The sequence below is a fragment of the Neptunicella marina genome, assembly GCF_014270035.1.
Classification (GTDB): Bacteria; Pseudomonadota; Gammaproteobacteria; order Enterobacterales; family Alteromonadaceae; genus Neptunicella; species Neptunicella marina.
The window spans coordinates 57,004-69,834 of record NZ_JACNEP010000005.1; the positions used below are offsets into that span (position 1 = coordinate 57,004).

The 12,831-nt window shown below is 43.2% G+C and carries 11 protein-coding genes and 1 riboswitch; of the genes, 4 read left to right on the forward strand and 7 right to left on the reverse strand.

Features of this window, described 5'->3' with window-relative positions; genetic code table 11:
- Positions 1-75: 75 nt before the first annotated feature.
- A complete protein-coding gene (gene ppc, locus H8B19_RS07600) occupies positions 76-2,694 on the reverse strand; it encodes a phosphoenolpyruvate carboxylase (RefSeq protein WP_186506211.1) in 2,619 nt (872 codons plus the stop codon).
- Between the two features lie 184 nt (positions 2,695-2,878).
- Between ppc and H8B19_RS07605 the strand changes: the two genes are divergently transcribed.
- Both H8B19_RS07605 and H8B19_RS07610 read left to right on the forward strand, forming a co-directional pair.
- Positions 2,879-3,496, forward strand: a complete 618-nt coding sequence (locus tag H8B19_RS07605; RefSeq protein WP_186506212.1) for a BamJ family beta-barrel-assembly machinery protein — start codon at positions 2,879-2,881, stop codon at positions 3,494-3,496.
- A gap of 142 nt (positions 3,497-3,638) precedes the next feature.
- Positions 3,639-5,213, forward strand: coding sequence for a SulP family inorganic anion transporter (locus H8B19_RS07610; RefSeq protein ID WP_186506213.1), 1,575 nt, complete (start codon positions 3,639-3,641; stop codon positions 5,211-5,213).
- A gap of 128 nt (positions 5,214-5,341) precedes the next feature.
- Here H8B19_RS07610 and H8B19_RS07615 read toward each other — a convergent pair whose 3' ends face one another.
- The 3 genes from H8B19_RS07615 to H8B19_RS07625 all read right to left on the reverse strand — a co-directional run bounded on the left by H8B19_RS07615 (position 5,342) and on the right by H8B19_RS07625 (position 6,421).
- Complete coding sequence (locus H8B19_RS07615) at positions 5,342-5,662, reverse strand: PadR family transcriptional regulator (RefSeq protein ID WP_186506214.1); 321 nt, start codon at positions 5,660-5,662, stop codon at positions 5,342-5,344.
- A 184-nt stretch (positions 5,663-5,846) separates the two neighbouring features.
- The gene (locus H8B19_RS07620; protein WP_186506215.1) at positions 5,847-6,188 is read right to left on the reverse strand and encodes a DUF2750 domain-containing protein; all 342 of its coding nucleotides are present in this window, start codon (positions 6,186-6,188) and stop codon (positions 5,847-5,849) included.
- Complete coding sequence (locus H8B19_RS07625) at positions 6,185-6,421, reverse strand: TIGR02647 family protein (RefSeq protein WP_186506216.1); 237 nt, start codon at positions 6,419-6,421, stop codon at positions 6,185-6,187. The genes H8B19_RS07620 and H8B19_RS07625 overlap by 4 nt, the downstream gene beginning before the upstream one ends.
- A gap of 192 nt (positions 6,422-6,613) precedes the next feature.
- Here H8B19_RS07625 and ubiD point away from each other — a divergent pair, with 192 nt between their 5' ends.
- Positions 6,614-8,101: a 4-hydroxy-3-polyprenylbenzoate decarboxylase gene (gene ubiD, locus H8B19_RS07630; protein ID WP_186506217.1), complete on the forward strand. Its 1,488-nt coding sequence runs from the start codon at positions 6,614-6,616 to the stop codon at positions 8,099-8,101.
- Entirely contained in the window at positions 8,102-8,800 is a 699-nt protein-coding gene (gene fre, locus H8B19_RS07635; RefSeq protein ID WP_186506218.1) for an NAD(P)H-flavin reductase, read from the forward strand.
- Positions 8,801-8,886: 86 nt separating this feature from the next.
- Here fre and H8B19_RS07640 read toward each other — a convergent pair whose 3' ends face one another.
- From H8B19_RS07640 to H8B19_RS07650, 3 genes are all read right to left on the reverse strand, one after another.
- Complete coding sequence (locus H8B19_RS07640; protein WP_186506219.1) at positions 8,887-9,510, reverse strand: thiol:disulfide interchange protein DsbA/DsbL; 624 nt, start codon at positions 9,508-9,510, stop codon at positions 8,887-8,889.
- Positions 9,511-9,614: 104 nt separating this feature from the next.
- Positions 9,615-11,528, reverse strand: a complete 1,914-nt coding sequence (locus tag H8B19_RS07645; RefSeq protein ID WP_186506220.1) for a TonB-dependent receptor plug domain-containing protein — start codon at positions 11,526-11,528, stop codon at positions 9,615-9,617.
- A gap of 69 nt (positions 11,529-11,597) precedes the next feature.
- Positions 11,598-11,798: riboswitch (cobalamin riboswitch) on the reverse strand.
- A 39-nt stretch (positions 11,799-11,837) separates the two neighbouring features.
- Positions 11,838-12,827, reverse strand: coding sequence for a serine/threonine protein kinase (locus H8B19_RS07650; RefSeq protein ID WP_186506221.1), 990 nt, complete (start codon positions 12,825-12,827; stop codon positions 11,838-11,840).
- Positions 12,828-12,831: the final 4 nt, after the last annotated feature.

Sequence of the window (12,831 nt, forward strand, 5' to 3'; positions counted from 1 at the left end):
GATTAATGATTATGTATTGAAACTGTTTTAGTCAGAACATAAAAAGCCACCTTGCGGTGGCTTTTTTTGTAGTCTTTATCCGGTATTTCGCATACCCACCGCGATACCGGCAATGGTAATCATCATGGCCCTTTCAAGCGTATGATTAATTTGCTCTTCGGGTTGTTTACGCACTCTGTCCAGCAATTCTATTTGCAGATAATGCAGAGGTTGTAAATAACCTGCGCGTAACTGCATCGAATCTTTACCAGCCGGGTCGTGTTGCATCACGCTTTGCTGATTAAACAGCTTATTGATTAAATCAATACTTAGCTGCAATTCATCACGCAGTTGCTGACCAAAATAACGCAATTCCTCAGGCACCAGACGTTTATCATATTCGCCGCTAATATTGACATCAGCTTTAAGGAATACCATGTCCAGCATAGACAAACGTGAATGGAAAAACGGCCATGCCTGGATCATTTCTTCAATCAGTGGCTGCTTGCCATTATCCAGTGCAGTTTGGATGGCTTTCATCACGCCTAACCAGGACGGCAATACCAAACGGGTTTGCGCCCAGGCGAAAATCCATGGAATAGCACGCAAGCTTTCCACACCACCATTAGGTTTACGTTTGGCTGGCCGGCTGCCTAAAGGCAATTTACCTAATTCCAGTTCAGGTGTAGCCACACGGAAATAACGTACAAATTCAGGATCATCACGCACCACAGCACGATAATTATCGCGACCGGATGCCGCCATGCTGGTCATTAATTCACGCCATTCTGCTTTAGGTGCAGGAGGTGGATCAATAATCGCCTGTAAAATGGCGCCAGCGTACAAACACAGACTCTTTTTGGCGATTTCCGGCATACCAAACTTGTAACGTATGGTTTCACCTTGTTCTGTTACGCGGAATCCACCTTTTAATGAACCTGGTGGCTGCGACAAGATAGCAGCTTGTGCGGGTAATCCACCACGACCGATAGTGCCGCCGCGGCCGTGGAATAACGTCAGCTCCACATCAAATTGATCTGCCAGTGCCACCAGAGCTTCCTGCGACTGATATTGCGCCCAGCCCGCGGCCAATGCACCGGCATCTTTAGCTGAATCGGAGTAACCAATCATCACATACTGACGTTGGTTAGTGTGTTGCAGATATTCCTGATTTGAAAACAGCTGATTCATCACATCGGCGGCATTATTCAAATCATCCAGCGTCTCAAACAATGGTGCTACTGGCATCGACCAGTTCACGCCCATAGCTTTTAACAACAGCTGCACTGAATACACATCGGAAGGCAGGCTGGCCATGGAAATAATATAAATACCAAAACCCTCGGCATTATTTGAGGCAATCACTTTACAGGTATCTAATACTTCTTTAACCGGCGCTGACGGCTGCCAGTCTTGCGGGATCAGCGGTCGCTTAGACGCCAGCTCTTGTTGCAAGAACGTTTGTTTTTCTTTTTCCGACCAGCTGTTGTAATCACCCAGGCCTAAATAATCGGTCAACTCGGCAATGGCATCTGCATGTCGTTCAGAATCCTGACGGATATCCAGACGTAGCAAGTGAGCGCCAAAACAGTGAACACGACGAATACAATCAAGCAATTCACCATCGGCAATGACACCCATGCCACATTCATGCAATGACTGATAACAAAGCATTAATGGGTGCAGCAGTTCCTGCTGACACGAAATCCATTCTTTACGATCGGCTTCCTCGCCGTTCAATACTGCATTAATACCTTTATAGGTATTACGTAATTTTTCACGTAAATCGCGTAAAACAGTACGATATGGTTCCAGAGCATCACCGGCTTCAGCGCGTAATTCGCTATTACATTCAGCCATGGATAATTCGGATTGCAGACGATCAACATCGTTAAAAAACAAGGTTGCAGCACGGCGACGGGCTAAAAGCAGGACTCGCTGAGTCACACTAGCCGTCACAAATGGATTACCATCACGGTCACCGCCCATCCAGGAACTGATGCGCACAGGTGCGGCATCAATCGGAATATTCATGCCGTACTTTTTATTTAACTTACGATCGAGTTCACGGATGAATTCAGGCACAGCTTGCCAAAGCGAGTTTTCAATTACCGAAAAACCCCAGCTGGCTTCATCTACCGGCGTAGGACGTTCTGAACGAATTTCATCGGTATGCCATGCCTGAGCAACTAAATCGGCAATACGGTATTCGATCACTTCACGCTCATCATCGTTCAAGCGTGTATTGTGCAATTGATCTAGGCACTGAGCTAATTCAGTGTATTTATGAATAAGTGTTCTTCTACTTACTTCGGTTGGGTGAGCCGTCAGAACCAGTTCAATTTCCAGTTCGTCTAAAGCATTCGCTAAATCGGCGTCAGTATGCTCAATCGAATCAAGCTTGTTGAATAATTGAGTGATGGGATGAACATCGTCTTTACTGCTGTTGTATTCCTGTTCGGCGATATTGGCCAAATTAAGAAACTGGCAAAACGCTCTGCCCAGGGTTAACAGGTCATCATCATTTAATTCGGAAAACAGGGTTTGTAGTTCATCGGCACACTGGCTATCACCTTCAAAGGCTTTCCGGCCTTTTTTGCGCACTTGTTCAATACGCTCCAGCCATCCTTCACCTAACTGTGCCTGAATGGTTTGCCCCAGAACTCTGCCTAAATCACGTACCGTGTCTTGCAAAAGGTGTGTCTGTTCACTCATATCACCCTCTTTGTTTTTGATTAATAGAATTAACTCAGTTTCACACCGGTGTTCCATGGTCTGAAATCTGAAGAAAAAGAAATCGCAGGGCTTTTTATAATTATTTTTTATGCAGTTATGCTAGCATGCGTGGCCTGTTTAAAGACAAAGTATTTTGTACTTTTTTATAACTTTCAGGATTTTTATGTCAGATAAATATACAAGCATTGAGCAGCAAGCCAGCTATGGTATTGGCCTGCAAATGGGTGAACAACTTGCCTCTAACCCTTTCGACGGTCTGGATATTAGTGCAGTACAAGAAGGCATTGCTGCCGCGTTTAATCGTGAACCCAGCGCTGTAAGCAATGAAGATTTACGTGCAGCTTTTGAGCAAATTCACCAGCGTATGCAAGCAGCAAAAGAAGAACAAGCCAAAGAATTGGCCGCTGCCGGCGCTGCTTTCCTGGAAGAAAATGCCAAACGTAGTGAGGTGACGGTTACCGAATCAGGTTTACAATTTGAGGTTGTTACCGAAGGCAGCGGCGAAAAACCAACCGCGGCGTCAACGGTTAAAACTCACTACCACGGTACATTAATCGACGGTACGGTATTTGACAGCTCATACGAGCGTGGCCAACCTGCGGAGTTCCCTGTCGGTGGTGTAATCAAAGGCTGGACCGAAGCGTTACAAATGATGCCCGTTGGATCTAAGTGGCGTTTATACATCCCACATGATCTGGCCTATGGTTCACAAGGTGCTGGCGCTGCCATTGCACCTTTCAGCACCTTGGTATTTGATATCGAGTTACTGGAAGTTAAATAACTCATTTAATTGGCAGAAGGATTATTCTTCTGCCATTTCCCCACAAATTAACAAACTGTTAAAAGACCCACCGTAAGAAAACTGCTAAAATTGCCGGTTTATCACGCTTAAACCATTCACTATCGCAATTTTGGGAGTCGCGATGTTCAATTTAATTACGCAAAAAGACGGCAACGTTAAAAATGACGTGTTGTCGGGCATTACCGTGGCACTTGCCCTGGTCCCCGAAGCTGTTGCCTTTGCCTTTGTTGCTGGTGTTGAACCTATGGTCGGTTTGTACGCAGCATTTATGATGGGTTTGATTACCTCAGCTATTGGTGGTCGTCCCGGTATGATCTCTGGGGCAACAGGTGCAACTGCCGTGGTTATGGTCGCTTTAGTTGCTCAACATGGTATCCAATATTTATTTGCTGCGGTTGTGCTGTGCGGCATATTGCAGATTTTAGCCGGCGTATTCCGACTCGGTAAATTCATTCGTCTGGTGCCATACCCAGTAATGTTAGGCTTTGTCAATGGTCTGGCTATCGTGATTTTTCTGGCGCAACTTGGACAATTCAAACTGATTGATAACTTAGGTCAGCACGTTTGGATGCAGGGTGAGATGTTATACCTCATGTTAGGTTTGGTTGCTCTAACCATGGCGATTATTTATATTCTGCCTAAAATTACCACCGCAGTGCCAGCCTCTCTTGTTGCTATTGTTTCTGTAACCCTAATAGTCCATGGTATGGACTTAGAAGCGCGCACTGTTATCGATTTTGTGAAAGATATGCTTCCGGTGGATCAAAAAGCCAGCGCGACGCTAGCGGGTGAATTACCCACATTTTCTATCCCAATGGTACCGATGACATTGGAGACTCTTTACATTGTGTTACCTACTGCAGTGATTTTATGCTTAGTGGGTCTGATTGAGTCCTTACTTACCTTGTCACTTATAGATGATATGACTAACACTCGTGGTTCGGGTAATAAAGAATGTATAGGTCAGGGCGTGGCCAATAGCGTAAATGGTTTCTTTGGTGGTATGGGTGGTTGTGCCATGATTGGCCAGAGCATGATTAATATTAACTCTGGTGGTCGTGGTCGTTTGTCAGGTATTACTGCGGCGATTGTATTACTTGGGTTTATTTTATTCGCGGCGCCGTTAATTGAGATGATCCCACTTGCAGCATTAGTGGGTGTAATGTTTGTGGTGGTGATTGGTACCTTTGAGTGGGCCTCTTTCAGAATAGTGCGTGGTATTAATAAAGAAGACGCCTTTGTATTATTTCTTGTAACTGCAGTAACAGTAGCTGCTGACTTGGCGATTGCCGTAGTCGTTGGTGTTATCGTTTCCGCTTTAGTATTCGCCTGGAAACACGCTACTCACATTGCAGCAAAAACCCACATGGATAAAGATGGCTGGAAGGTATATGAGTTAGATGGTCCACTGTTCTTTGGTTCGGTTTTACACTTCAAAGATTTGTTTAACCCGGAACAAGATCCGGAAGATGTGGTCATCGATTTTAAAGATTCGCGTATCTGGGATTCCAGTGGTGTTGATGCGCTGGATGGCTTAGCCGACAAATATGAAGAAGCGGGTAAAAAATTACATATCAGACACATCAGCAGTGAGTGCCGTGGATTACTTCGTAAAGCAGAAAAATTTGTTGAAATTAATGTTAACGAAGACCCAAGATATCGAATTGCTACCGACCAGTTTGATAACGCTGTGTAGACTTTTAACAGCTAAGTAGACGGAAAAGCCAGATAATTATCTGGCTTTTTTATACTTTAAATTAGAGTTAGTAAACACACACTTTTACTATTTTTAGATTTAAAATATAAATGTAAACACTTACCAACTTAGTCTTCCAATCCAATTAAAACTTCCGAAATGCTGTACCATCCATCGAGTAATTCAGCTAAATAATCTTGCCCGCTAGAAGTGATTTGATAGTACTTTCTGCGCCGACCCGCTTCTGATGTCCCCCAGATTGATTCGATGTATTTTTGTTTTTCAAGACGATGTAAAACCGGATAAAGCATACCTTCCGTCCAGTCGAATAATTCGTTGGAATCCTGTTTTATTTTGCGCAGTAATTGATAGCCATATGACATGCCAGATTTTAAAACTGACAACACCATAATGTTACTAACCGCCGATGTCATTTCTTTGGTAATCATCCTGAATGCCTGTTTAAAGTAGGTAATTATACCTAGATTAATTAGGTTAGATTAGAGTGTCAATTTATGTGTAATTTATATACTAAACGCGCAATACCTAACAATAAAAGGTAATGAGACTTTTATCGAATAGCTTTAATTGAGGAAATCAAAAGAAGTCAGGATGGCTTACACCATCCTGATTTTAAGCTTGAGGAATTTCAGTAATACCACCGTCATGGGGTAATGGAAAAACAATAATATCCAGCTCATCATCAGCTAAACCAGGTAACCATTTGTTCTGCCAATCACTCAAAGATATTTTATGTGCTTTGCAATTTGCCCAGTCTCCGTTGATCCACTCCTGAACAAACTCTTCAGCTGGCCAAACAGGTACATAGTCTAAATCATCTTCTACCAGCAATACGGCCCCATCATCATCCGCCAGGGTCCAGAGTTGCTGACTCTCTTTTACCATTTTGTGATGATACTCAGCCCGTTGTTGTGCATTAAGTGCTAATACACGTTGAATTTCATCAGCTGTCATTGGCTACCCTTTAAAGCTTGCATTAAAACATTAGCGTGATGACTAAGATCCTGACCTAAATCGGTCAGGTAGCCACCATCTTCCTGACTGATTATACCGTTAGCATATAGTCTGTTACAGGCAGAAATAACGCTCTGGTCAGCGTCGTGGTGAACTTTAATTCCCTGAAGCATGGATTCTGTTGGGAATTTAACCAGTAAGTTAAGGTCGTCCATCATTTGTTGTGTAAACATCGCTTGGTGCTCCTGAAAACTGAAACGAGATCGACCTAAGTTACTGTCGTAACTAAGGCGACGTATCTGTATACTAACGGTTATTCAGTACTCAAAATAATCGTTGGCTTCTACGCTACACAGGCGTGTAAAGTTGAGCAACCGTTTTATTTTGCTAAACCAGAATTTGAGCTCAGCTGCCATATTAACTATATGAAATATAAAGATTTACGAGATTTTATCGATCAACTCGAAGCCAAAGGTTTACTCAAACGTATTCACCAACAAGTTGATCCCGTTCTGGAAATGACAGAAATTGCCGATCGCACGTTAAAAATGGGTGGGCCGGCGTTATTATTTGAACACCCCAAAGGCTCAAACATTCCTGTACTGGCCAACTTATTTGGCACACCTGAACGTGTAGCAATGGGCATGGGACAGGAATCGGTTGAAGCTTTACGCGAGGTAGGCAAACTGCTGGCTTATTTAAAAGAACCCGAACCGCCCAAAGGGTTAAAAGATGCATGGGATAAAATGCCCATCTTTAAACAAGTATTAAATATGCCGGCTAAAGAGGTGAAAAAAGCACCTTGTCAGCAAGTGATACTTAATGAAGAGCAAGTAGATTTAACTAACCTGCCGATTCAAACCTGTTGGCCAGGTGATGTTGCACCGTTAATAACCTGGGGTTTAACTGTTACTAAGGGACCTAATAAGAGTCGTCAGAACTTAGGTATTTACCGTCAGCAATTATTAGGCCCCAACAAACTCATAATGCGCTGGTTGTCTCACCGTGGTGGTGCGCTGGACTTTAAAGAATGGTGTGATGCCAATCCCGGTGAAAAATTCCCGGTTGCTGTGGCGTTAGGCGCAGATCCAGCAACGATTTTAGGTGCCGTTACGCCTGTTCCTGATACCCTTTCAGAATATGCTTTTGCCGGGTTATTACGTGGTGATAAAACCGAAGTGGTGAAGTGTATTAGCAACGATTTGCAAGTACCCGCTTCGGCCGAGTTTGTTTTGGAGGGTTATATAGATCCAACCGAAACAGCACCGGAAGGCCCTTATGGTGATCACACAGGTTACTACAACGAAGTAGAAACCTTTCCGGTGTTTACGGTAACCCACATAACTCATCGTAAAGATCCGATTTATCACAGTACGTACACCGGCCGTCCACCGGATGAACCCGCCGTTTTGGGTGTCGCACTTAACGAAGTTTTTGTGCCAATTCTGCAGCGTCAATTCCCTGAGATTGTCGATTTTTACTTGCCACCTGAGGGTTGTAGCTATCGTATGGCGGTGGTTACGATGAAGAAACAATATCCGGGTCATGCCAAACGCGTGATGATGGGAGTTTGGTCTTTCCTGCGTCAATTTATGTACACCAAATTTGTGATTGTGTGTGATGACGATGTGAATGCCCGTGACTGGAATGATGTTATCTGGGCGATAACCACTCGCATGGATCCAGCGCGCGATACCACCTTAGTGGAAAATACCCCGATAGATTATCTCGATTTTGCCTCACCAGTATCTGGCTTAGGCTCCAAAATGGGTATGGATGCCACCAATAAATGGCCGGGTGAAACAGACCGCGAATGGGGACGCAGTATAGAAATGAGCCAATCAGTGAAAGATAAAATTGACGCACTTTGGCCTGAATTAGAAATTGAAACTCTTAATAAAAGTAAAAATTAAATGACTGATATCGTTTGTAAAGTTAGTAAAATTGAAGCACTGACTCCGTTTGTACAGCGCATTATCTTAACACCGGAAAAACCGGTTTCGTTTAAGGCAGGACAATATATTCGTGTTGCCATGAGTGAAACAGACCGCCGTCCATTTTCAATAGCCAATGGTCCACAGGACAGTGATTTTATTGAATTGCATATTGGTGCAACCGAACAAAATCCTTATGCCTGGGAGGTTCTCAAACACTTAGAAGCTCAGGATAAATGCATAATCGACGGCCCGCATGGCAACGCTTTTTGGCGTCAGGACTCAGATAAGCCCATTATATTGCTGGCAGGTGGAACAGGTTATTCTTATACCAGCTCATTACTTAACGCCATGTTAGCTACCCCAGGAAAACAACCATTGTTTTTGTATTGGGGAACCCGTACAGAAGAAGATATGTACCATCTGGCAGAATTACAGGCGTTAGCTGCAAAACATAGCAGATTCAATTTCGTGCCAGTCATCGAAACACCAAGTGAAAATTGGTCCGGTAAATCAGGTCTTGTTCATGAAGCCATTATGCAAGACTTCACTAGTCTGGAGCCCTATCAGGTTTACGTGGCCGGACGCTTCGAAATGGCAGGTAAAGCCAGAGAAGACTTTTCTGAAAAAGGCTTAGTTAAAGAACATCTGTTTGGTGATGCCTTTGAGTTTATTTAAATCGGTATAACCTTTTCCAGCAAAGAGACTAAGCAATAAAAAAGCCCGTTAATTAACGGGCTTTTTTGTAACGTAACTGCTTTGATTTATTTCTGCTGGCTTAACCAAACAATCAAATCAACCATATCGTCACTACTCATATCACGGGTAAAATGTGCTTTGTATTTACCGTTTACGATAAAAGTAGGCACACTGTTTACGTGAGCGCGATATTCATCAATAATTTTGTTGTTTTTCAATGCCAGACTATTAACACCAAAACCCTTGATTTGTTTATCAAAAGCATCGCCATCAATACCGTTAACCACAGCAATATTTTTTAGATCATTAATAGAAGTGATGTGCGCACGCTGTACATGAATGTAGTTGAAAATGGCTTTATTCAGTACATCTTGCTGCTTCAAGACACGACCGGCCATCATCGCTTTAGTGGCAAAGTTCTGTATTTCAGGCGTGGTAAATCCCATGAAGTTAACATGCACTTTGTTGAATTTAACGTTTTGCGGCAGTTTCTGTTTAATCACATCCACGATAGATTCAAAACGGTAACAATGTGGACACCAAAACGAGAAAAATTCCAACACTTCGGGTTTATCAGTGGCTTTGTCAGCAATAACTTCATACTGCTCACCTTCTTTCCAAAGTTCCTGAGCGTTTACCTGAAGCGGAATTAAAACTGCAAGTAATAGAGCACCTAATAACTTCTTCATATTTATCAACTTCTATACAAACCTAAAGACAGGGCCGCAGAATACCATAGCCCGTAACCAAAAAACGACTCCCGAATGTTACAAGCTATGATAAGTAGAACAAATTAAAGCGAGTAACTTGCACCTAAATACACCCCACGACCTGCACCTGCGTAACCGTAAACATCCTGATAATCATGATCAAAAAGGTTTTCCAGTCTTGCATTTAATTGCAGCGAAGGGGTTAGCTTGTACTGAGCTCCAATATTGACCAGCGTATATGCAGATAGTTTCACTGTTGTTTGTGGCTCTGGATAAGGCGGATAAAAAACATCCGTTCTTGTACCTTGGTAAGATGCATGCAGGAATAAGTTACCGGCATCACTGGCAAAAGGTGTACTTAGCGTTAAGCCCGCAGTGTGACTGGGTCGACGTAATTCCTCAATATATCCATCACCTGCAGCATCAGGCTCATCAGCGTCAAGATAACTGTAATTAAGCGCAACATTCACTAAACCAATCTGACCCTGAAGGCTGGTTTCTGCACCTTTGCGTTTACTCTTACCGTCCTTATTAACTGCTGTAGTAACAAAATTAACCGCATCATAATAATAACCATTAATTTCATCTTCCAGCTCTGCAGAATAGGCTGACCAGCCCCACAACCAGTTATTCGCCAGATAAATATCACCACCCATTTCTATACTTACCGACTCTTCAGGTGACAAATCCGGATTTCCCACAAAAGGAAAAGATGAAGTGGCGTAGTAACCAAAACGCTCTACAAAAGAGGGGTTTTTAACCGCTTTACCTGCGTTAACAAATAAGCGGTAGTCATTTGATGGCGTATATACTAAACCAGCGTTATAGCTCGTTGCATTGTCATAAGTATCGTTATTGTCATAACGTGCACTCGCGGTAAGAGAGAACTGTTTACTTATTGAGTGTTGCAAATTAAACACCAGCGATTTTACTGTGTTAGATAAATCGCGATTTGGGTCACCGTAATCAGTCACTGCGCCATATTGCACAAAATTTTCAGTACTTTGCTCTAATGCAACAGTGACATGGCTCAATTCAGCATATTGCAACGTCGATTGCAGGTAGAATTTACGTTTATCGCTGTGGTTAGCACCATTAGGTTGCTGGTTAGCGAAGGTATCATTTTCATTGCGATTAAATTGCACACCCGCTTTATATTGCCATTGGTCAAAATCACCACTCCAGCTCAATTGGCCTGTTTGACGCAATATATCTGTGTAATTGTCCGCATCGGCAGGCAGGCCAGTGTTAAAATCTGTACCGTCAAATTCGGTCGTTGCATCCTGATGCTGAATGCTAAAATCAATACGCTGGTTCTTCGCAACCTGCCAGCCTAGTGAGCTGGATAGTTGAACACTCTGATAGCCATCATCTTCGTCACCTTGTTGCGAAATGTTGGTACCATTGGTATCAAATAAACTGGCTGAAAAAGCATAATTCACGTCAGACGCCGCACCACTGACTTTAGCCTGCACTTTTTTACTTTTGTGATTACCGGCCATAGCACTTATTTTAGCTTTGGTATCGCCACTGCCTTTTTGAGTCGTAATGGCAATAACACCACCCACAGCACCACTTCCCCAAAGCGCACTTTGTGAACCACGTAAAATTTCAATTTTTTCGATGTCAGACAGGTTCAATTGAGAAAAGTCGACTAACTCCCCCTGGCCAATATCATTAATGGCCACACCATCAACCAGCACTAAGACGTGATTAGTTTCACTTCCACGCAGCCTTAGTTCAGCAACCGCGCCTTTACCACCAGACTGGCTAAACGCCAGACTATTTTGGCCGCGCAATAGATCAACAATACTAAAGGCCCCGGATTGTTCAATCTGATCCTGGGTAATAACGCTGACAGAACCTGCCACTTTCGAAGTAGGAATAGGTATTCTCGAACCTAAAACACTAATTTTTTCAATGGCTTCGTCTGCAATAACCGGAATAGAAAAACCGACAGCCAGTGCCAGCACTGACCATTTAGATACACTAGACATAATATGTATGACCCTGTAAATGCTCCACCCGAGCATGTGAATTTACATTCAAGAAAATGTATTCTTAAACTAGGACTGCATTTTAAGGCCGGTATCCGGGCTGATAAGCGCTTACGCAGGTTTATTACCTTCCCATGCAATGCACAGTGGTTATCAATAAACCTTATCTGTCGATGACTTATTTGACCGTTGCGGGGGCAGCGTCTGACTGTTACAGAACTTCCCGTTTAACTCCGATATATCCAGAGCACCTTAAAATCGTGGAAATTATAATTCAACGTAATATTAATTCAATCAACTTTGCTGGTATCAGCAATTTCCATTGATCTGAGACATAAGCGTTAACGGAGGCTCTTGCAATGCGGCAAATTGCTCTTTTAACGCCAGAATTTGTTGCTCCCAATACTGCTGAGTAGCAAACCATGGGAATGCTGCAGGAAAAGCAGGGTCATGCCAGCGGTTCGCCAGCCAGCCCATATAATGAATCATGCGCATAGCACGCAAAGGTTCAATCAAAGTCAATTGAGAATGATCAAAGTCACAATATTCACTATAAGCTTCAACTAATGTGTCCAGCTGCAACAACTGCTCCTGACGATCGCCAGACAGCATCATCCATAAATCTTGTATTGCAGGCCCCATTCGACAATCGTCCAAATCAACAAAGCTTGGCCCATCGCGCCACAAAATATTTCCGGGATGACAATCACCGTGCAGCCGAATACAGTGATGCTCAGAAAACTGCTCTCTGACCTGATTGATCACCATATCAACAATAGTGAAAAAAGCTTCATGCAGGTTAACTGGAATGATCTGACTATTACGCAGTACGTCTCCAGGCTCATTTAAATAAGCATCGAGCGTTATTTTAGGGCGAAATTCAAAATCCTTGCCTTGAGCTACCTGATGAATACGACCAATAAAACGTCCCATCCATTCAAGTTGCTCAAGATTGTCAACTTCAAACTGGCGCCCTCCGACTGATGGATAAAGAGCAAAATAATATGACTGGTATTCTAATAGGCTGCCAGCAGAAAAATTCAGCGGTGCAACAACCGGAATATCGTGGTTTGCCAGCTCATGCGCGAATTCATGCTCTTCAATTAATTGCTGTTTTGTCCAGCGCTGAGGACGATAAAACTTAACAACATAACGTTTATTATCGCTGGCTATAAACTGATAAACCCGGTTTTCATAGCTATTAAGTGGCAGCAAACCGGATGCAACCTCAATCCCAACGGACTCAATGGCATCTAAAATGACATCTGGCGACAGCGCCGCAAAATTAAATTCAGCCACACAT